The following is a 21,098-nucleotide window of genomic DNA, read 5'->3' on the forward strand; positions in this document are numbered from 1 at the left end:
TCTTAAAATCAAGATAATTGGGGGATTTTCTGTTAATGCTCAGTTGCTACCGCAACTCAACACACTTCTTCTTTAACGTGCTTCTGAGTTAGCTTCTTCCGTCTAGCTACAAATCATGAATCATGACTGAAATCGTCATAATCCCTGATTTTAGGCTATACTCAGAAGCTGACCAGCTCAGTCAGCACTTATATTTTAAGGAATCGACGCATTGAGATGACAGAACCTAAGGCCCCAATCACAATCCCAATCACAGCCATCGTCAAATCAAGTTCGAATAGGAACATCCCTGGTTTCAACAACGAATAGCCGGCTGAAGCCATGCTAATCGCCATATGCCGGTAAACCCAACCGTAACCAATATCGACCACTAGAATCGGAATAACGACCCCTAATAAACCAGTCCAAGCCCCTTCCAAAAGGAAAGGCCAGCGAATATAGCTGTTAGTTGCCCCAACCAAGCGCATGATTCCAATTTCATCACGTCGTGACAAAATCGTGATCCGAATCGTATTGGAAATTAAGAAGACTGCGACAAACAATAAGAGAATTGTAAATCCAATCCCCCAACGACGAACACCAGACATGACGCTAAAGAGTTTCTTCGCGTTATTGCCACCATACGTCGCATCGTAAACGTGTTTTAACTGTTTCGCTTTCTTAGCGACTTTAATTGTTTGTGTTGGTTTAGTCGTGCTAACCGTGTAGACATCGTACAACGGATTGTCGTCACCGGTGAACATCTTGAACGATTGACCGTAGCTGCCAACCACTTTGTTTAATTCTTTTTTACGACTTGAATAGGTCACGTCTTTGACGGAAGCCATCTTTTCAAGTTTCTTTTGCAATTGATCTTTTTGTTTCGTCGTCGTACCACGTTCAATCATGACCCGCACGTGAACGTCATTTTCAATATCTTTAGAAATTTTATTGAAGTTGAAAATCATGGCAAAGAAAATCCCGACCAATAATAATGTGACCGTGACCGCACTAACTGCGGCAACTGACATCCAACCATTTCGTCTTAAACTTTTAAAACTATCATCTAAATGGCGCTTAATTGTTCTAGTCTTCATAGCCATATTCACCTTCTTTTTCATCACGAACTAAACGACCATCTTCGATTGCAAGCACCCGATGCGTCCGTTCATTGACCATTTGTTTATTATGGGTTGCCATTAAGACAATAGTCCCTTTTTTGTTGATGGCTTCTAAGATATCCATAATACCTTCAGATGTTTCGGGATCTAAATTACCGGTTGGTTCATCGGCAATCAAGACTTCTGGCCGATTGACGATTGCGCGCGCAACGGCCACCCGTTGTTGTTCACCACCGGATAATTCATTCGGAAAACGCCGAATTTCACCCTTCAGGCCGACCATTTCAAGCACTTCTAAAACCCGTTCTTTAATTTCTTGAGGTTCCACTTCAATTACTTCCATGGCGTAAGCAACATTTTCAAAAACCGTTAAACGTGGTAACAATTTAAAATCTTGGAAAACGACACCCATCTTCCGACGAAGATAGGGAACATCACGATCCTTCATAGCAATCAAATCGAAACCGGCGACACTAATTTCACCGCTAGTTGCTCTTAACTGATGGTACAGCATCTTAATGAATGTTGATTTACCCGCACCACTTGGGCCGACAATGTAAGTAAATTCGCCGGGTTCAATGGTTACTGATAGATCTTTAATCGCCGTCACACCGTTTGCGTATTTCTTTGACACATGCGTCATTTGAATCACTGGGGGACACTCCTTTAATATTTGTCAATTAATTTCTACTGTGGAAATCACAATCTATTATATTATAGCATGCTTAATAACCGAATAATCACAATTTGATTACAATTACATGTCAATTCCTTTGCAACTAATCGGGATTACGTTGGCTGAGTTGCCATTGTAAATAAGCATCCATAAATGGATCTAAATCACCGTCCATCACCGCTTGACCATTACCCGTTTCGTAATTGGTGCGATGATCTTTGACCATTGTATAGGGATGGAAGACGTACGAACGAATCTGTGAACCCCAACCAATTTCGAGTTGTTCACCCTTAATCGCGGCCGCTTTTTTCGCTTGTTCTTCTTGTTCGCGTTGATATAGTTTAGCTTTCAACATGCCCATCGCCGTTTCGCGATTTTGGAGTTGTGAGCGTTGTGCTTGTGAACTGACCACAATCCCAGTTGGTAAATGGGTCAAGCGGACAGCTGAAGAGGTCTTATTAATATGTTGACCACCAGCACCACTTGAACGAAAAACGTCGACCCGTAAATCTTCGGTCCGGACTTCAATATCAATTGAGCCATCTAATTCAGGCATCACGTCAACTGAACAAAATGAGGTGTGACGGCGACCTGCTGAATCAAATGGTGAGATTCGGACTAGACGGTGTACGCCTTTTTCGGAACGTAACAAGCCGTATGCGTTATGGCCTTTAATCATCAACGTGACACTCTTAATACCGGCTTCTTCACCGGCTTGGTAATCTTCCGTTTCGACCGAAAAGCCGTGTGAATCGGCCCACCGCAAATACATCCGTAACAACATGGCCCCCCAATCTTGGGATTCCGTGCCACCAGCACCCGGATGCAGTTCGACAATCGCATTATTGCCATCATATTCGCCCGACAATAATTGGCCAAGTTCATACTGTTGCATCTGCGCGTTAAGCGCTGCGAGATCGGCTTCAAAACTAACTTGCATCTCTGCATCCGGTTCTTCTTGCAACAACTCTAAGGCCACACTGAGGTCCTCGTATTGCGCTTTTAATTGATTAAATGAATCGTATTGCGCCTTTAACGCGTTATTTTGGTCAATTACGACTTGGGCTGCTTTTTGGTGATTCCAGAAGTCAGGTTCAGCCATTTGCGCTTCATTTTGCGCAATGCTTTCTTGCAGGCCTTCTAAGTCAAAGCGACCCCCTAAAATGCGTAATTTTTTGTTCAATATTTTCTAGTTGGTGTTTAGCGACACTTAATTCCATTTGATAAGACCCCTTCACGATTTAATGCCATTAAAAAATGGCCCAGATAACGAACTACCCCGGCCATTTTCTAAATTAGCGACGAATATTTTGGCGAATTTCAGCCTTCATGAATAGACGTGTCGTATCATAATCGATACTACTGATCATCTCTTCAAACATTCTGTAGCCTTCTTCTTGATATTCAACCAATGGGTTCATTTGACCGTAGCCCCGTAAACCGATTGAATTGCGTAATTGATCCATGGCATCGATATGATCGGTCCAGCGTTCATCAACTACTCGTAAAATAACCACTTTTTCAAATTCTAGCATCTGATCCGTATCAGACAATTGTTTTTGTTTCGTGGCGTAATTCTTTTCAGCAAAGTCCATCAATAATGATTCAATTTCTGCGGCATCTTTGCCTTGTAATTTTTCTAATGGTAATTGTTCTTCACTCACCATCGAAGTTGTTGCAAAATCATGGATGGCTTCTAATTTCCAATCCGCCATTTCACCTTGGGTGTGTAATTGCACGATTCGTTTAACGGTCCGTGAAATCATTGGCATAATGACTGATTTCAAATCTTCTTCAGCCATGATGACTTGCATCCGTTGTTTATAGATGACTTCACGTTGTTCACGCATCACATCATCATATTGCAAGGTTTGTTTCCGGGTATCGTAGTTATTCCCTTCGACCCGTTTTTGAGCGGCTTCGACTTGACGGGTAATCATACTACTTTGGATGACGGCATCGTCATCTGAAATCTTCATCCGGTCCAAGAATGCTTTAATACGTTCTGAACCAAAACGTTTCATCAAATCATCTTCAAGTGACATGTAGAATTGCGTCACCCCTTGGTCCCCTTGACGACCTGAACGACCCCGTAATTGATTATCAATCCGGCGTGATTCATGACGTTCAGTCCCAATGACAGAAAGGCCGCCTAATTCAACAACGCCAGGTCCTAATTTAATATCGGTCCCACGACCGGCCATATTGGTGGCAATCGTTACGGCACCGCGTTGACCGGCATTCATAATAATTTCGGCTTCTTTAAAATGGTTTTTCGCATTCAAGACAGCATGGGGTACGTTATTTTCATCCAATAAGCGTGACAATAATTCTGACGATTCAACGGCCACTGTCCCGACCAAGATTGGTTGGCCTTTAGTGTAACGTTCTTTAATGTCTTCAACGACCGCATTGAACTTACTTTCAAGTGTTGGGTACAACACATCCGGTTTATCCAAACGCGCAATTGGTTTATTGGTTGGAATTGAGATAACTTCCATGTTGTAAATTTCGCGGAATTCTTCTTCTTCGGTCTTAGCCGTCCCAGTCATCCCAGAAAGTTTATTGTACATTCTGAAATAATTTTGGTAGGTAATATTGGCCATGGTTTTAGTTTCATCTTGAATCTCAACGCCTTCTTTGGCTTCGATTGCTTGATGTAACCCATCTGAATAACGACGGCCATCCATGACCCGACCCGTAAATTGATCGACGATTAAGACTTCACCGTCTTGGACTACGTAATCAATGTCTTTCAACATGATGAAGTTGGCCCGTAATGATTCGTCCAAATGATGCGTTAACGCCGTGTTTTCAGTATCGTATAAGTTATCTAAGCCAAAGTTTTCTTCAGCTTTTCCGATACCCTCTTCAGTTAAACTGATTGTTTTAGTTGGCCAATCAATCTTATAATCGGTCTCTTCTTTTAAGGTCTTGACGAAACGATCAGCGCGCACGTAAAGTGCAGTTGATTTTTCAGCTTGTCCCGAAATAATCAATGGTGTCCGCGCTTCATCAATTAAAATTGAATCGACTTCATCGACGATTGCAAAGTTTAAGGGACGTTGTACCATTTCTTCTTTGTAAACCACCATGTTATCCCGTAAATAATCAAACCCGAGTTCACTATTGGTTGAATACGTAATATCGGAATTATAAGCATCCCGTTTTTCTTCAGCGGTTTTAGCATTTAAGTTTAAGCCAACTGATAAACCGAGCCAATTATATAATTCACCCATTTCAGTCGCATCACGACTTGATAAGTATTCATTGACCGTGACAACGTGAACCCCTTTACCAGCCAATGCGTTTAAATAAACGGGCATTGTAGCCGTCAAGGTTTTCCCTTCACCGGTTTTCATTTCGGCGATATTACCTTCGTGTAACGTAATCCCACCAATAATTTGAACGCGGAATGGGAATAAGCCCAAGACACGCTTAGCACCTTCACGAGCGACCGCAAAAGCCTCTGGTAAAAGATCATCTAAGGTTTCGCCATTAGCAACTCTGGTTTTAAGTTCAGGTGTTTTTGCTTGCAATGCTTCATCTGATAAATTGCTGTATTCATCTTCGTATTGTTGTACCTTATCGGCAATTTTGCCCATGCGGGTAACTTCGCGTTTATCGCTTTCTACCCATGTTTTTAGAAAGTTTGCCATCGATTTATAATTCTCCTCTAGAAATCTTAATCAGTCATTTTTTAATCTAAATTATGGTGCTAATCGTGGTTCTTAACAATTCATTCTAACATTTATTACAATCAAATAAAACCCCGTCAGAGCCACAAATGGCCAACCCTTCGATTAATAGTTAATATTGTTGTTTATTTTTAATTAAGCTAAAAAAAAACGTTTGGACAATAATCATGTCCAAACGTTTACGAATAAATTAATTATTCGTCAGTTTCAATCAAACCATAGCGTCCATCTTGACGCTTATAAACAATGCTTGTTCCGTTGGTTTCTGAATCTTCAAAGATAAAGAATTGATGGCCTAACATATTCATTTGTAATATCGCTTCCTCACTGTCCATTGGTTTCAATGAGAGACGTTTTGTCCGAACCACTTGCATTGAATCTTCTGGTAATGCTTCTTCAGCTGATACAATTAGTTCGATATCTTTAATGCCCCGTTCACGTGATTTACGGTTAATCTTAGTTTTAAATTTACGAATCTGACGTTCTAGTTTATCAGTCACAAGATCAATACTACCGTACATATCTGATGAGGTTTCTTCAGCTCTTAGTACGAGATAAGGTAATGGAATGGTGACTTCGACCTTAGCGGTTTTATCTGGGTAGACTTTCAAATTAACATGGGCAGTTGCAGTGGCCGACTTGTCGAAATATTTCTCAAGTTTACTGATTTTCTTCTCAACATAATTACGAATGGCTTCTGTAACCTCGATATTTTCTCCACGAACATTAAAACTTAGCATATGACTTCTCCCCTTTCACAAATATCCACTGTGGATACTTGTCCTCGACTGTTAAAAATGGCCAAGGCTTTTGTTACTAAACTCATTATATATAATATCCGGCAGACAAACAAATAAAACGGTTTCTAACGTGCTAATGTGATTGATTTTATTGGAATCTTAAGAAAATGAGCCCGTAAACATTGTTGGGCGTGCCAAAGCGTCCGGCCCGTCGTGTAGATATCGTCTAATAGCACAATCTCACGTGGTAATTGGCATTCAGTAGTCGCTTGATAATCAAAGAACTGGGGGCTCGCTAACCGCTCGGCGCGTGTTTTTTGTGATTGTCCCTGTTGCGTTGGTCGTTTAGTCAATAGAGGCGTCAACGGAAAACAATCTTGATACAACCCCAACACCGGATCAAACCCGCGTTGTTCATAATGGGCACGCGCTGTCGGTATCGGTACGTACCAAGTATTAGCTTGCACCGGCCACTGGTTTTGAATCTCACTTTGCAACAAGTACCGGAGTTGATAATCGCCTTGGCCTTTATAGCGTTGAAAATACAACCGCATCGCCTCGTTATAAGTAAATAAAGCCTGATTTTGAAACGTTTGCTGGGGATACAACGCTTGCCACTTCTGACAATCTGGACAGACCCTCGACTTAATCAGGGAGCGACCACACCCCTGACAACGTTGTGGCCCAATCCGCTCGAAAGTCCGCAAACAAGTTTCACAAATAAATGGTGGATAACAGCGTTGAACACCAATTAACGACCATAAGCTCGGCACTTGAATAATCGGTTGTTGACACATTAAACACCGCATTGTAATCGCCGTCCTTTTTGATTTTGGCGTCGAATTTGCCGACAAGCGCGCTGAATCGCTAACGTGTAATCTTGATAATAAAAATAGACTGGGTTATCGGGATGCGCTTTTTGCCGACCAGCCCGCCCCGCAATCTGAACCAGCGTCGCCGTTTTAAAAATACGATGATCCGCGCCTAACACTAAGACTCCCACGTTTTGAAAGGTGACCCCGCGTTCCATGATCGTCGTTGTAATCAACACTTGAACCGATTCTGCCCGAAATGCGGCTACTTTCGCAAGTCGGTCGGGGTCTTGGGCGTGGACGGTCAACAGCGCGACGTCTGGTAACCACGCGGTCAGTACTTGTTGAACCGGTTGTAAATCAGCCACTCGTGGCACAAATATCAATAACCGCTGCTGTGCTAAACACCTTCGACAATCTTGCAAAAACCGTTTCGGTAACCGCTGTCGACTCAGTTGCTGACGCCAACCGCGTAACGGTCGACAATTCGGTTCCGGCAGTAAATAGCCGTGATAGCGCAATGGTAATTCGCTAGTCGTCATCGCTCCCGCTTGGACGGCCTGTTGAATTGCTTTAGTGGGTGTCGCGGTTAAATAAATCAAGGCTGATTGTGGCCTAACCGCTTGTTTAACCCCAGCCGCTAAGACCGGATTATCCTGAAACGGGAACGCGTCAACCTCATCGACAATCAACACATCGAAGGCCTGATAAAAGTTTAACAACTGATGCGTCGTACAAATCACCAAAGCTGAATCCTGGTAAGGCGCCGGTTGGCCACCATACAATAACATGATGGTCTGGTGTTCAAAGGCCGCTTGAATCCGTGGATACAGCTCTAAACACACATCAATCCGAGGCGCAGCAATGCACACCCGTTGCCCATTTTGCATTGCTAATGCAATTCCCTGAAACAGCATTTCCGTCTTCCCGGCCCCCGTGACAGCCGTTAAAACGTGAGTTTGCTGAGTTTGAATCACGTCACAAATCTGTTGAGCCGCTTCGGTTTGTAAGTCGGTTAGCTGCCCCGTCCAAGTTAACTTCGCCGTTTTAGCCCCATTTAGCGTCACTGCTTGCGCGGGTACGTAAAAAAGCTGATCGCCTTCGACCAAACGGCCGAAAACCAAACATTGCCGGCAATAATGGCGACCATCTGGTAATTGCGCCGTCGCCACCTGTTGACACCGTTGGCAGACTAGCACCCCGTTACGGTTCTCAAACGCTGGTCGGTGTTTGAGTTGTGGTAAACTATAATCAGCTTTAATCTGGGACAGCAACTGTTCTGCCCATTGACGACCGACGCCGGTTGGTTGACTCGTCATCTAATCCCCCCTCAATTAACAACTACCACTTTAAATTGAATTCTCTCGAGGTGTCCTATGGAAACTTATTTTACCGTCAAAACGGACGGCCAATTTGAATTAATCGTTAAAAAATCGCGGTTCATTTGCCAAGTTGCTCGCGTAACTGACGAAAATAGCGCGCAAGCTTTTATTGAACAAGTTCGTAAAAGCCACCCTAAGGCTAACCACAACTGTTTTGCCTATCAACTCGGTCAACAACCACCTATCCAAAAACAAAGCGATGACGGCGAACCCAGTGGCACTGCCGGTGTCCCAATGCTTGAGGTCTTACGCCAAATGCAGTTGACCAACTTAGTTGTGGTGGTGACCCGTTACTTCGGCGGCATTAAACTCGGGACTGGTGGGTTAATCCGGGCATACAGTCACGCTACGTCAAGCGCCTTAACCGAAATCGGCCTCGTTCAAGGTGTTGCTCAGACCGCCTGTCTCGTCACACTCGACTATTCCCAATTTGACGCCTTACAAAATTGGTTGGCGCAAGTCCAGTTAAACGCCACTGATATTCAGTACGCAGCCGATATTCAATTGACTGTTTGGCTCGATACGACTAAACTCGATTGGTTTAAAGTCGCGATTACGGAACAATTGAACGGCCGCCTGACATTCGTTGAAGGACCGGAACAGTTTAACGAAGTCCCAATCAGTCCTCAAGACCTACATGCGTTAACCAAATAAAAAAGGAGTAGCCGTGGCTACTCCTTTTTTTGTGAGTCTTTTTTAGGTTTTAATAACCGTTTTAACAAATGCAGTAGTGGCTGGCGGTTATCGCCGACTAACCCGATTGATTCCACGAACAGCTCTAAGCCGAACAAGACGGCGACCGTCAAAGCGACGCTCCCCCACAATGTTGATAATGGGTAGAGTAACGAAATCAATGAGAAAACTAACGCCAAACCATAAATCACTAAGACGGTTTGTCGATGTGACAAACCGAGTTGCATCAACCGGTGATGCAAATGGTGTTTATCGGCTTGTGAGATTGGTTTTTTATTTAAAATTCGCCGTAACATCGCATAGACGGTATCCGTAATCGGCACCCCTAAGATAATCACTGGAATTAATAAGGTCACAAACGTTACATTTTTTAACCCTTTAAGGGATAAGACGGCGATCATGAACCCGATAAACAACGCGCCAGTATCGCCCAAAAAGATTTTAGCGGGGTGGAAATTGTGTGGTAGAAACCCGATTAAAGCCGCTGCCAAACAGAAAATCATGATTGAAACGCTGACGTTGGTAATCGCTAAGAAGAAATACGCAATGACGCCCATCGTAAACAACGCGATGATTGAAACGCCCGTGGCTAACCCATCAAGACCATCAATCAGATTGACTGCGTTGGTAATCGCCAAAATCCAAAAGACGGTGATTGGAAAACTGAGCCAACCAAGTTCAAACGTCCCGACTAACGGAATCGTTAAAATATTCATTCGAATCCCGGCTAAGAAATAAACGACTAACGCCGCAATTAAAATCCCGAGCATTTTTTGCTTAGGACTTAATTCTTTAATATCATCAATCATCCCGGTAATGATAATCACGCATTCCGCCAAAAAAAGACTGAATAATTCATGCGTTGGAAATTGACCACGCAATAGGACGAAGGTCCCAAAGGTAAAGGCGATAAAAATGGCTAACCCGCCCATTGATGGCATGGCTTTTTTATTGACCCGGCGTGCGTTGGGCTTATCAACAGCTCCTAAAACAAACGCTAACCGACGGACTAGTGGTGTGATGGCAGCTGACACTAACATCGTTGCAAATAACCCCACTATAATTTTAAACATGGTCATCATTCAAATTGCCCACTTTCTCTAACTAACATTCTCTATATTATACAAATCAAACGGCGCAAACACAATACAGACTTCGTAGCTTAAATAAAACCAAAGAAAAACACTAACCGAATTCAACAGAATCAGTTAGTGTTTTAACGATTATTTGGCGTATTCAATTGTACGCGTTTCACGAATAACCGTGACTTTAATATGTCCTGGATATTCAAGTTGATTTTCAATTTGATTCTTAACGTCCCGTGCTAAGACCGTTGCCTGATCGTCAGTGACTTGTTCTGGTTTGACAATCACACGCACTTCTCGGCCCGCTTGAATCGCAAAACTATGATCAACGCCGTCAAAACTATTGGTAATGCTTTCTAGTTTTTCTAGACGATGAATATAATTTTCAAGTGATTCTGAACGTGCACCTGGTCGAGCAGCTGAAATCGCATCAGCGGCCGCAACCAAGACGGAGATAATTGAAGTAGCTTCAATATCACCATGATGGGACCCAATGGCATTGATTACCGTTGCTGGTTCTTTGTAGCGGGTTGCTAATTCAACCCCGATTTCAACGTGGGAACCATCAACTTCATGATCCAACGCCTTACCAATATCATGTAATAAACCTGCTCGCTTAGCAAGCGTCACATCTTCGCCTAATTCGGCCGCTAAAATACCCGTTAACTTAGCGACTTCAATCGAATGGTTCAAGACATTTTGACCATAACTTGTTCTGAAATGTAAACGACCTAAGACCTTAATCAGGTCAGGGTGCATCGTATGAATCCCAACATCAAAAATAGCTTGTTCCCCGATTTGACGAATTTGTTCATCCATCTCTTTACGTGACTTATCAACCATCTCTTCAATTCGTGCCGGATGAATCCGACCATCTTGAATTAATTTTTCCAAGGTCATCCGTGCAATTTCACGTCTGATTGGATCAAAGCCACTTAAAACAACCGCTTCAGGGGTATCATCAATAATTAAATCAATCCCAGTCAACGTTTCAAGCGTCCGGATATTCCGACCTTCACGCCCAATAATCCGACCCTTCATATCGTCATTTGGCAACGTCACAACCGTGACCGTTGTCTCGGTAACCATATCGGCCGCACTCCGTTGAATCGCTTCTGCTACTAACGTTTTCGCTGTTCGGTCAGCATTGCGCTTAGCGGACTCTTCACTTTCCTTAATTAAGACGGCTCTTTCATGTTCTAAATCTTGTTTCGTATCATCTAGAATAATCTTTTGCGCGTCATCATGAGAAAGTTCTGCGATCTCTTGCAGTTTTGCTTGTTGTTGCTCGATTAAAGCTGAGATTTCTGCTTGCTTTTCAGTTAATTGTTGGGTCTGATTAGCCAATCGACTTTCGCGTTGTTCCAATGAACGTTCTTTTTTATCTAACGTTACATCTTTGCGATCCATCGTTTCTTCTCTTTGCATCAAACGATTTTCTTGTTTTTGGACTTCACCACGCCGATCTTTCAATTCAGCTTCAATTTCTGAACGGTAGCGATGATTTTCGTCCTTCGCTTCTAAAAGAATTTCTTTCTTCCGCGTTGCCGCTTCTTTTTCGGCTGCTTCAATTATTCCTGTGGCAGTCTTATTTGAACCATCAATTTCACGTTTGTATGCCTTCTTTTGCAGAACGGAACCAACCAGTAAACCAACGATTAACATGATGACTGCGAGGATTAATGAAATACCTAAGATCATTTTCTCACCTCCGCATCATCAAAAATTTTGAATTGCAGTGTTAGCTGCAAATTTTTAAGGATGTTATTATGTTTTAGTTTATCAACACATAGTTATTTTATAGTTTCGTAAACCGCCTGTCAACTTAAACTATCAGCTTTAAAACCGCTTTCTCATTTAAAGCGACCCACTTTATCCTATTAATTAAATAAATCACTAACCGATTTCAACAAAAAAAGCCAGCTTATCCCAAAAACGGGCGTTGCTGGCAATCCTGTTGAATTCAGAATTAATCTAACTGCTCTTTAGACATCAAGTTTTGTTTCATCTTTGACTTCAGGGACATCTTCATCCGGCATACCGTAGGCTGCACGGACTTTCAGGCGAATTTCGTCTTGAATTTCTGGATGATCCGTCAAATATTTCTTCGCGTTTTCACGCCCTTGACCAATCCGTTCTTCACCGTAAGAATACCAAGAACCACTCTTATCGATAATGTCCTTTTCAGCAGCCATGTCGACAATTTCACCAGTTTGTGAAATCCCGTGACCGTACATAATATCAACTTCAGCAACCTTAAATGGTGGGGCCACCTTGTTCTTAACAACCTTAATCCGAGCCCGGTTCCCGATCATTTCGGTGCCGTTTTTAATCGTTTCAGCACGCCGCACTTCTAGTCGAACGGTTGAATAAAACTTCAACGCACGTCCACCTGGTGTGATTTCGGGGTTACCAAACATGACGCCGACTTTTTCACGGATTTGATTAATAAATAACGCAATTGTTTTGGTCTTATTAATCGTCCCTGATAGTTTACGTAGCGCTTGTGACATTAAACGGGCTTGCAAACCGACATGGGCATCACCCATTTCGCCTTCAATTTCAGCCCGTGGTACTAAAGCGGCCACTGAATCGACCACTAAAATATCAACAGCCCCACTTGAGACTAATGCGTCGGCAATTTCTAACCCTTGTTCACCCGTATCCGGTTGTGATAAGAGTAATTCATCAATATTAACGCCCAATGCTGTTGCGTATTTAGGATCCATCGCATTTTCAGCATCGATATAAGCGGCCGTGCCACCTTGTCTTTGAACTTCAGCGACTGCGTGTAAGGCAACCGTCGTTTTACCTGAACTTTCAGGGCCGTAAATTTCAACAATTCGGCCTCGTGGATAACCACCTACCCCGAGTGCTTCATCCAATGCTAATGAACCAGAAGAAACGGTTGAAATTTGAGTATCAACCTTTTCGCCCATCCGCATAATGGAACCTTTACCGAAATTCTTTTCAATCTTTTTTAACGCAGCATCCAAGGCTGCTTGTCGATCATCTTTAGTCAATTTAAGTGACCCTCCTTAAAAGAGTTCATTTCATTACCTCTTTAGTTTACAGACTTAAGCGTCAAATTGCAAGCACAAATCGAACAAACGTTCTCAATTATTTTCCCGCTCATATTAAGATACCCAACCGACACTTATTTTTTTGAGCTACTTCAAATTATTGCCGAAATCAAATAGCGAACCATGACTAAAGACCGTCATAATTCGCTATTTTGATTAATGCGTTAGGCTGAAACGCGCTTCTCAGCCAACTTCTTCCGTCTAGCTACAAAACGGGAATCATGACAAAAATCCGTCATAATTCCCGTTTTTAGGCTATACTCAGAAGTTAAACGGCTGAGTTAGCGCTCTATTGTTTGAATGAGTCTGCGAAGACTGTTCTGTTTTTCCAGAAATAATCAACACCTGAGTAGATGGTGAAGAATAGGCAGACGTATAACATGATTTGCGCCAATGGCAAACCGATATTGGCGAAGAAGACGTTGTTTAGCAATAACAAGATAATGGCTAACATCTGTGTCGTTGTTTTGATTTTACCAGGCATTGCTGCGGCCATCACTTCGCCACCTTGGCTCAACAATAACCGTAAACCAGTGACCGCTAATTCGCGCCAAATAATGATGGCAACGACCCAAGCGGGTGCTTGGCCTAACGTCACTAAGAAAATAAACGCAGTCATCACCAATAGTTTGTCGGCTAATGGATCAGCAAACTTCCCAAAGTTAGTCACTAAATGCTGTGACCGCGCAATTTTACCATCCAATAAATCGGTCAAAGAGGCGATGATAAAAATAACAGTCGCAATGATTGAACTAACTGCAATCTCAGTGCCCGCAACTGAGACCATACTACTTGGCAAGTTAAACGCTAAAATAATCGTAAAAACCGGAATTAAAATAATCCGGAACATCGTTAATTTATTCGGTAAATTCATAACAAAAAGACCTCCAAAGGTTAATTACTACTTCGCTAATGTTGCTGTAAAACTAATCGTCCGTACAAAAGTGGTTTCGTTATTAGGACTTAAATTAATTTCAGTATCATTAATCTTCATCTTAGTAGCAGGTGCATTCCCAGTTTGGATTGAAAAGGCGGTCGTTCCAGCTGGTAATTCCGTTGATTGACTTGCGCCAACCGCAACTGATCCTTGCCAAATTGTTGAACCATTAACCGTTAAACTGACCCAAGCTGCTGAATTTTCGGCAGAGAACGTTAATGTGTTGGCTTTATTAGGTAAATTTTTAACGGTAAAGGCTTGTTGCGAACCACTAATACTAGTCATTGAAGCGGATAATTTTTGTGATTTTGCTTTTTTAGCCGCTTTTTCACTCGCCTTTTTCGCTTTTGTACTTTCACTCGCTGCTTTCTTGCTGCTATCATTCTTAGCGGTTGAAGTTGAGCTGCTGCTATCTTGAGCCTTTGTATCAGCCTTATCACCTGAAACAGTTACTGAAGAACTCGATTCATTTAGTGGTTGTTTATCCGTCCCCCGGTGGCTCAAAGCAATCCCATAAACAATCCCGATAATCACAATCACAACTGCGACAATCGAAATTTGTGGCACCATATTACGCCATTTCGACCATTTGGAATCAGTCGTCTCACGCGTTAAACGTGTTTGATTTTCAACTGATTTTTCAACGTATTCTTCTGGTTTTGTATTGGGTAAGGTATCTTGATATTCCGCTAATAAAGCTTCGCTATCAAGGCCAACCGTTTGGGCGTATTGTTTGATAAACGCACGCACGTAAAAGCTGCCAGGTAAGGCATCAAAATTACCCTCTTCAATCGCGATTAAATAACGCTTTTGAATCTTAGTAATTTGTTGTAAATCATCCAGCGTATAACCTTTTTCAATTCGTGCTTCACGTAATTTTTGACCAATTTCATTCATATTAATCCACCCACTATTATCCCATTATCATTATTCAATATTATAGCATATTGCCCCTATCGGCAATCTTTAAGATTTGTTTATTTTAACCAACCACCGTTAACGTATAACGTCTGACCCGTTAAGTAATCCGCTTCAGGCGCCAACAAACTCTGGACCCAATACGCAATCTGGTCCGTCGTCGCAAAAGCCCCGTTAGGAATATCCGCGGTAATTGCTTGTTGTTCTTCCGACGTAAATTGTTGGTTCATCTTGGTCGCAACCGCGCCAGGCGCAACCACGTTGACCGTCATCCCTAAGGTGCCGACTTCTTGAGCGTAGGCGTTCACAAAGGCCGACTGCGCCCCTTTAACCGTGCTATAAGGGACTTCCATCGCGCTCCCCCGACCGCCATAGATTGAGCCAATAAAGACAATCCGACCTAAATCACTTTGGGCCAGTTTCGTCTGTAACTGTTGCAAAATTTGAATTGGCGTCTGAACGTGGACCAGCCACAAGCGATTAATCGCTTCAACCGGAATTTCATCCAATAAACCGTAAGTCGTCATCCCCGCCGCAAAAATCACCGCGTCCACTTGGAATAACTGGTCAATCGCCGTTTGGATCACCGCTGGTTCCGCCGTTAAATCTAATTGACACGTCAAAAAATCCTGTTGTGGATATTCTTGACTCAGTTGTTGTTGCAGTTGGCTAATCCGTTCACTATTTTGATAATAATGTAAGTATAGTGACCAACCCGCTTTAGCCAGCCGTTGGGCACATCGCATGCCGATATCGCCGGAAGCGCCAATCACCAAGGCTGAGTGTCTCATTAAGCTTGTTCCTCCGGTAAAATATGGCAAACCGTCATGGCTTCAATCTTAAAGAAATCGGCCGCGACTTGTGCCAAATCGGCTAGCGTCACCTGTTCAATCAAACCAAGCACATCAAACGGACTAACCTCGTTAAAGAATTCATCACTGTACTGATTCGCAATCGCTTCTAGTGAATTGAAGGCTTGTAAGTATTCGCCCAACGCCGCTTTTTTGACCAACGCCAAATTAGCTTCCGTAAAGTCGGGGCTGTCTTGATAATGTTCTAAAATCGCAATCAATTGATCCGATAGGCCTTTAGGATCGTCCGTATCGCCACCTAAAGTCACAAAATTAAAGGAACGTTGAATCGCGTATTCATAACCGAAACTATCGTCCAATAATCCCTGTTCATAGAGGCGTTGAACCTGGGTTGATGAATCGCCAAATAGAACTTCCAATAATAAATTCATCTTTAACTTAGCGACCAATCCAGCTTCACCCGTTCCAAAGTCGGTTAAGCCTTTGACACCAACCATGCTCTTGCTACGAACCACTGGCATCGTCATCGAACGATATGGAATGATATCACTACCATCTTCTGCTTCAGCCGGCAATGACCGGACAATCGGTTGGGGCTGGTCAAACTGTTTCGCCGCTTGATTAGCACTCACCCAATCGAGAACTTCTTGCGGATCATCGATTTGACCGACAATAAACAAGCTCATATTACTAGGTTGGTAGAATGTTTTTTGGGCTTGATACAAGTCATCCGCCGTAATTTTAGCGATACTATCGACTGTTCCGGCGATATCAATCCGCACCGGATGTTGTGGGTATAAATTACCAACAACCGTATAAAATAAACGCCAATCAGGTTCATCATTATACATTTGGATTTCTTGACCAATAATCCCTTTTTCCTTATTAACCGTTGCCGGTGTAAAATACGGTTCTTGGACAAAATCCAATAAGATTTCTAAATTAGCCTGTAAATGACTCGTTGTTGAAAATAGATAGCTGGTCCGCGTAAAACTCGTGAAGGCGTTGGCACTCGCACCGTAAATTCCGAATTTTTCAAAAGCATCATATTCCGCTTTTTCGAATAATTTATGTTCTAAGAAATGGGCGATTCCGTCCGGTAACGTCACATATTCATTTTCACCAATCGGCATAAACGTATTATCAATCGATCCATAATTAGTCGTCAAGATGGCATACGTTTTATGATAACCACTTTTAGGGTATAACTTAACCGTTAACCCGTTGTCTAATGTTTCTTCATAGAGCGTCTCACCTAAGCGGGGATTTTGTCTAAGCTTCATTTGTATCGACCCCTTTCAGGAAGTAAATTGCTTGTAACCGCATGTTCGCAGCTTGTTCTTGGACGGCTTGTTTCGTGACCGCTAAAACTTGGTCGGTAAATTGGTCAGCATCAATCTCGGTTTCGGGCACAAAAAGTTGATTCAGTTGTTGTTGGCCCAAATAAGCCGCGTTATCTAAACTTGATTTAAATTGGTTAATTAAGGCTAATTTCGTTTGTTCAAAAACAGCTTGTTCAAACTGCCCCTCGATGATGGCTTGGCGTTGCTCTTCAATAATCGCCAATACCCGGTCTTTTTGTTGACTTTCAATCCCGGTTTGGACCGTAATCACACCCCGAAAAGGATCTAAACCACTCGATGCATAATAGGCCAAGCTCGCTTTTTCGCGAACATTGGTAAATAGCAATGACAACGGTGTGCCACCAAATAAGGCGTTGGTGACTAGCATTGCGTAATAATTCTGTTGATAAAAATAAGTGGGAATTTGATAGGCTAAATTCAACTTACCCTGTTGAACGGGTTGTTCATCAGTCGCTTCACGAACCGTTGCACTCAACGGTTGTTGATAAAAAATAGCGGGTAGTTGGCTGTCACGGGGCGCAAACGTTAATTGCGCCAAATCAGCGTGGGCTTTAGCTTCATCAATATTGCCTACCAAGGTCATTTGGACGCGATCATTGTTTAACATCGCCTTATACGTTTCGTATAAATCCGTCGCAGTGACGGCTGCTAAATCCGTTGCATCCCCGAAATTAGGCGTTTGTTGCGTCTCATCCGTGAAATACAAGTCGCGTAACGCCAACGACGCCATCGTCTGTTTATCATCAGCAATGCTGGCAATATAGCGGGCCATGTTTTCTTTTTCCCGTTCAAAAACGACGGGGTTAAACTGTTGGTCCACCAAATCCGGTTTAAATAATAACCGACCGATGAACGCAATCGCCTGTTGTTGTAAGTCTTGAGGGTCGCGTAGATATTGTGGACTCACAATGCGCATTGAGACGTTAAAAATGGCTAACTGGCCTTGTCGGTAAGCGTTCATGTTAAAACCAGCCCCATACATCGCTTGTAACTCATTTGCGATTGCGACTTGATCCCGATAATCCTGACTACTGGCCGATAAGACACTCGCCAAAAGTGAGCGTTTAGTTAAGCCCACTTTAGTCGCTGGTGCGATAAATTGAATTGATAATCGAATTGTTTTAAATTGTTGGGTTTGTAAGATATTTAAATAAACACCATCTGTTATTTTTTGATTCATCATGACGCTCCTCACCGGTTTAACAGCTAAAATACCGTTTTTAAATCCCGGCTATTTTAATCGTAATCACACGCATTCTATCATACCAAAAAAATAAGGTAAACTCAAAAAGCCAGATAGTGCTGCCCGAGTGACTGACAACACAATCTGACTTCTAATCAATGATTGATTCAATTTATTCTGGTGGATTTTCATCTTCCGGCGCACTTTGGATTAATACTTTACGTGGTTTGCTACCTTCTGATGGGCCAATAATCCCACGGCTCTCCAGTTCATCGACCAGACGCGCGGCCCGATTATAACCGATTCTAAAGCGGCGTTGCAGCATCGAGACACTCGCCGTTTGTTGTTGCACTACTAAATCGACCGCGTCTTGATAGTATTCATCTTCGGGTGCTTCACTTGGCCCCTGTTCTTCAGCAGTCGTCGGAATCATCTCTTCATCGTATTCCGCTGTTTGTTGGGCTTTGATAAAGGACACAATGCTTTCAACGTCTTGACTCGAAATAAAGGCGCCTTGGACCCGGGTTGGTTTGCTGACCCCGATTGGCATGTACAACATATCGCCCCGACCCAATAGTTTTTCAGCCCCACTACTGTCTAAAATAGTACGCGAATCAATCCCACTCGACACGGCAAAAGCAATCCGCGATGGAATATTGGCTTTAATTAAACCGGTAATGACATCGACGGAAGGCCGTTGGGTCGCGACAATCATGTGAATCCCGGCAGCCCGCGCCATTTGTGCGAGTCGAATAATCGCGCTTTCGACTTCGTTACTGGCGACCATCATCAAATCAGATAATTCATCGACAATCACAACAATGTACGGTAACGGTGTGCCTTTAATCTCACCGTCTTCATTATGACCTTGAATATATTGATTATATTCCACCATATTCCGCTGACCGGTATCGGCGAATAATTGGTAGCGTCGTTCCATTTCTTTAACAACTTTATTTAACGCGTTAGCCGCTTTTTTAGCGTTTGTGACCACCGGAATCAATAAATGGGGCACGCCGTTGTAGACGTTTAATTCGACCATTTTCGGATCAATCAACATCAGTTTAACTTCGTGCGGTTTAGCCGTCATTAAGATACTCGTAATAATCCCGTTGATTGCGACTGATTTCCCACTACCGGTTGAACCGGCAATTAACAAATGCGGCATCTTCGACAAATCAGACATGATGACTTTACCGGAGATATCTTTCCCCAATGGCACGGCTAACGGTTTACCCGGATGAGGGGGTTCTTGTTCAATCATTTCACGGAAGGAAACGGTTGAGACCGTCTTGTTCGGCACTTCAATCCCGACATACGGTTTGCCCGGAATCGGCGCTTCAATCCGGATGTCCTTGGCCGCAAGTGCGAGTGCCAAGTCATCCGCTAAATTAACAATCTTCGAGACTTTAACGCCGACTGCGGGTTGAATTTCATATTTCGTCACGGCTGGCCCTAGACTGGCGCTTTTAACCACCACATCGACGCCAAAGGAATCAAACGTTTGTTTGAGTACTTGTTGATTCTTTTCAATCGTCTGATATTCTTCACTTTGATCCGACTGCGGAATCTGGGTTAACAATTCTGGTGTCGGTAATTCATAATCATCATCCGTTGCATTCTGACTCGCCAATTCGGCCATATCCGGTACTTGTTCTTTGGTCTCAGTCTCAGCTTTGGCTGCTTTAGTTGCTTCAGCCGTCCGACTCGCAATTGGTTTAGGCAGTTGTTTGGGCCCATTAATCGTAAAGCCTTCATCCGGCACTTTGACCTTCGGCGGCGTTGCAACCGGTGCTTTAGGGGTCTGCTTAGTGGCTGATTCACCGGAATCTTCGTCCGTTTGGGCTTGGGCTTGTTCTTTTAGAGCGGCCAGTTGTTGACGACTCTTATCCGAAACGTGTTGGAAACCGCGTTTGGTATAACCGCTGACTTTCAGAATTCCTTGAATGAAATGCTGACAGCTCTTAATCACCACACTAAATGAGATATCCAGAAAGATAAAGACGCCGACAATCATCACCAAGACGGCAATGATGTAGGTCCCTAATTGCGCAAACAGAAAATGGGCACCGCTGTATAACGTCGCGCCAACTAAGCCACCACCGACATCCGTGGTAACGGCCATCTTCTGAAAATCTTCAAATAATTGTTGCCAGGTGGCCGATATAAAATGATTATTAATCGCTTGTTGATGCAGTACAAACGCGGATAACCAAATCAAAACACCAACATAGGCCACGCTAAAACCAAGCGTTTTACGTTGAAATAATGGCGGTTGTTTGCCGTAAATCATTAGGTAAAAACCGAGTAGGGCAAAAAGAATCGCGCCTAGCACGTAGGTATCCCCAATAAATAAGCGGAAAACATTCGCAAATAAAGCCCCGATAAACCCTAATTTTAAACCAGCAAAAAGGCTAATTAAAATAAAGATAAAACCGATAATATTTACGGTGTAGTCAACGGTCGCTTGTTTCTTTTTCGTTGTTTTGGCACGTGGTTTACTTTTTTTTCGTTGAGTTGCCATAAAATCTCCTTCAAAACTGTCTGACCTTCATTATACACGAACTTTTGTTCCGGGTGACCGTCATTTAACTAAAAAGTCTGGCTTAATAAAT

17 protein-coding genes are annotated in these 21,098 nt (G+C 43.0%); 1 reads left to right on the plus strand and 16 read right to left on the minus strand.

Features of this window, described 5'->3' with window-relative positions; all coding sequences use genetic code 11:
* Window positions 1-188: 188 nt before the first annotated feature.
* The 7 genes from ftsX to ACVPPQ_RS01680 form a co-directional block, all read right to left on the minus strand.
* Window positions 189-1,076 (minus strand): permease-like cell division protein FtsX, encoded by an 888-nt coding sequence (gene ftsX / locus ACVPPQ_RS01650; RefSeq protein ID WP_025083390.1) that lies wholly within the window; start codon window positions 1,074-1,076, stop codon window positions 189-191.
* Window positions 1,066-1,743 (minus strand): cell division ATP-binding protein FtsE, encoded by a 678-nt coding sequence (ftsE, locus tag ACVPPQ_RS01655; RefSeq protein ID WP_463496315.1) that lies wholly within the window; start codon window positions 1,741-1,743, stop codon window positions 1,066-1,068. Before ftsE ends, ftsX begins: the two co-directional genes overlap by 11 nt.
* 136 nt (window positions 1,744-1,879) lie before the next feature.
* A protein-coding gene (gene prfB / locus ACVPPQ_RS01660; RefSeq protein WP_463495304.1) for a peptide chain release factor 2 occupies window positions 1,880-2,996 on the minus strand; the annotation gives its coding sequence in 2 pieces (ribosomal slippage) (window positions 1,880-2,923 and window positions 2,925-2,996; 1,116 coding nt in all).
* A gap of 75 nt (window positions 2,997-3,071) precedes the next feature.
* Window positions 3,072-5,435 carry a preprotein translocase subunit SecA gene (gene secA, locus ACVPPQ_RS01665; protein ID WP_463495306.1) on the minus strand — a complete coding sequence of 788 codons (2,364 nt, stop codon included), beginning with the start codon at window positions 5,433-5,435 and terminating at the stop codon, window positions 3,072-3,074.
* Window positions 5,436-5,668: 233 nt separating this feature from the next.
* Complete coding sequence (gene hpf, locus ACVPPQ_RS01670; protein ID WP_463495308.1) at window positions 5,669-6,214, minus strand: ribosome hibernation-promoting factor, HPF/YfiA family; 546 nt, start codon at window positions 6,212-6,214, stop codon at window positions 5,669-5,671.
* Window positions 6,215-6,339: 125 nt separating this feature from the next.
* A complete protein-coding gene (locus tag ACVPPQ_RS01675; protein WP_463495310.1) occupies window positions 6,340-7,023 on the minus strand; it encodes a ComF family protein in 684 nt (227 codons plus the stop codon).
* The gene (locus ACVPPQ_RS01680; protein ID WP_463495312.1) at window positions 7,011-8,345 is read right to left on the minus strand and encodes a DEAD/DEAH box helicase; all 1,335 of its coding nucleotides are present in this window, start codon (window positions 8,343-8,345) and stop codon (window positions 7,011-7,013) included. The genes ACVPPQ_RS01675 and ACVPPQ_RS01680 overlap by 13 nt, the downstream gene beginning before the upstream one ends.
* A 57-nt stretch (window positions 8,346-8,402) precedes the next feature.
* Here ACVPPQ_RS01680 and ACVPPQ_RS01685 point away from each other — a divergent pair, with 57 nt between their 5' ends.
* The gene (locus tag ACVPPQ_RS01685) at window positions 8,403-9,062 is read left to right on the plus strand and encodes a YigZ family protein (protein WP_463495314.1); all 660 of its coding nucleotides are present in this window, start codon (window positions 8,403-8,405) and stop codon (window positions 9,060-9,062) included.
* Window positions 9,063-9,079: 17 nt separating this feature from the next.
* Here the strand turns inward: ACVPPQ_RS01685 and ACVPPQ_RS01690 are convergent, their stop codons facing one another.
* From ACVPPQ_RS01690 to ACVPPQ_RS01730, 9 genes are all read right to left on the minus strand, one after another.
* Complete coding sequence (locus ACVPPQ_RS01690) at window positions 9,080-10,174, minus strand: glycosyltransferase family 4 protein (protein WP_025084003.1); 1,095 nt, start codon at window positions 10,172-10,174, stop codon at window positions 9,080-9,082.
* A gap of 150 nt (window positions 10,175-10,324) precedes the next feature.
* Window positions 10,325-11,887 (minus strand): ribonuclease Y, encoded by a 1,563-nt coding sequence (gene rny, locus ACVPPQ_RS01695; protein WP_025084002.1) that lies wholly within the window; start codon window positions 11,885-11,887, stop codon window positions 10,325-10,327.
* A gap of 284 nt (window positions 11,888-12,171) precedes the next feature.
* Window positions 12,172-13,209, minus strand: a complete 1,038-nt coding sequence (gene recA, locus ACVPPQ_RS01700; RefSeq protein ID WP_463495317.1) for a recombinase RecA — start codon at window positions 13,207-13,209, stop codon at window positions 12,172-12,174.
* 349 nt (window positions 13,210-13,558) lie between these two features.
* Complete coding sequence (gene pgsA, locus ACVPPQ_RS01705; protein ID WP_254680241.1) at window positions 13,559-14,143, minus strand: CDP-diacylglycerol--glycerol-3-phosphate 3-phosphatidyltransferase; 585 nt, start codon at window positions 14,141-14,143, stop codon at window positions 13,559-13,561.
* A 27-nt stretch (window positions 14,144-14,170) separates the two neighbouring features.
* Complete coding sequence (locus tag ACVPPQ_RS01710) at window positions 14,171-15,103, minus strand: RodZ domain-containing protein (protein WP_463495320.1); 933 nt, start codon at window positions 15,101-15,103, stop codon at window positions 14,171-14,173.
* Window positions 15,104-15,183: 80 nt separating this feature from the next.
* Complete coding sequence (gene ymfI, locus ACVPPQ_RS01715; protein WP_463495322.1) at window positions 15,184-15,915, minus strand: elongation factor P 5-aminopentanone reductase; 732 nt, start codon at window positions 15,913-15,915, stop codon at window positions 15,184-15,186.
* Window positions 15,915-17,219: an EF-P 5-aminopentanol modification-associated protein YfmH gene (gene yfmH / locus ACVPPQ_RS01720; protein ID WP_025083831.1), complete on the minus strand. Its 1,305-nt coding sequence runs from the start codon at window positions 17,217-17,219 to the stop codon at window positions 15,915-15,917. Before yfmH ends, ymfI begins: the two co-directional genes overlap by 1 nt.
* Complete coding sequence (yfmF, locus tag ACVPPQ_RS01725; RefSeq protein ID WP_463495324.1) at window positions 17,209-18,480, minus strand: EF-P 5-aminopentanol modification-associated protein YfmF; 1,272 nt, start codon at window positions 18,478-18,480, stop codon at window positions 17,209-17,211. Before yfmF ends, yfmH begins: the two co-directional genes overlap by 11 nt.
* Before the next feature lie 175 nt (window positions 18,481-18,655).
* Window positions 18,656-21,007 carry an FtsK/SpoIIIE family DNA translocase gene (locus ACVPPQ_RS01730; protein WP_463495326.1) on the minus strand — a complete coding sequence of 784 codons (2,352 nt, stop codon included), beginning with the start codon at window positions 21,005-21,007 and terminating at the stop codon, window positions 18,656-18,658.
* Window positions 21,008-21,098: the final 91 nt, after the last annotated feature.

It is taken from the genome of Latilactobacillus parafuchuensis, assembly GCF_055271665.1.

What these genes read in the sequence shown, in the direction of transcription:
- ftsX (WP_025083390.1), bottom strand. Translation starts at nt 1,076, where the DNA reads ATGAAGACTAGAACAATTAAGCGCCATTTAGATGATAGTTTTAAAAGT.
- ftsE (WP_463496315.1), bottom strand. Translation starts at nt 1,743, where the DNA reads ATGACGCATGTGTCAAAGAAATACGCAAACGGTGTGACGGCGATTAAA.
- secA (WP_463495306.1), bottom strand. Translation starts at nt 5,435, where the DNA reads ATGGCAAACTTTCTAAAAACATGGGTAGAAAGCGATAAACGCGAAGTT.
- hpf (WP_463495308.1), bottom strand. Translation starts at nt 6,214, where the DNA reads ATGCTAAGTTTTAATGTTCGTGGAGAAAATATCGAGGTTACAGAAGCC.
- ACVPPQ_RS01675 (WP_463495310.1), bottom strand. Translation starts at nt 7,023, where the DNA reads ATGCGGTGTTTAATGTGTCAACAACCGATTATTCAAGTGCCGAGCTTA.
- ACVPPQ_RS01680 (WP_463495312.1), bottom strand. Translation starts at nt 8,345, where the DNA reads ATGACGAGTCAACCAACCGGCGTCGGTCGTCAATGGGCAGAACAGTTG.
- ACVPPQ_RS01685 (WP_463495314.1), top strand. Translation starts at nt 8,403, where the DNA reads ATGGAAACTTATTTTACCGTCAAAACGGACGGCCAATTTGAATTAATC.
- ACVPPQ_RS01690 (WP_025084003.1), bottom strand. Translation starts at nt 10,174, where the DNA reads ATGTTTAAAATTATAGTGGGGTTATTTGCAACGATGTTAGTGTCAGCT.
- rny (WP_025084002.1), bottom strand. Translation starts at nt 11,887, where the DNA reads ATGATCTTAGGTATTTCATTAATCCTCGCAGTCATCATGTTAATCGTT.
- pgsA (WP_254680241.1), bottom strand. Translation starts at nt 14,143, where the DNA reads ATGAATTTACCGAATAAATTAACGATGTTCCGGATTATTTTAATTCCG.
- ACVPPQ_RS01710 (WP_463495320.1), bottom strand. Translation starts at nt 15,103, where the DNA reads ATGAATGAAATTGGTCAAAAATTACGTGAAGCACGAATTGAAAAAGGT.
- ymfI (WP_463495322.1), bottom strand. Translation starts at nt 15,915, where the DNA reads ATGAGACACTCAGCCTTGGTGATTGGCGCTTCCGGCGATATCGGCATG.
- yfmH (WP_025083831.1), bottom strand. Translation starts at nt 17,219, where the DNA reads ATGAAGCTTAGACAAAATCCCCGCTTAGGTGAGACGCTCTATGAAGAA.
- yfmF (WP_463495324.1), bottom strand. Translation starts at nt 18,480, where the DNA reads ATGAATCAAAAAATAACAGATGGTGTTTATTTAAATATCTTACAAACC.
- ACVPPQ_RS01730 (WP_463495326.1), bottom strand. Translation starts at nt 21,007, where the DNA reads ATGGCAACTCAACGAAAAAAAAGTAAACCACGTGCCAAAACAACGAAA.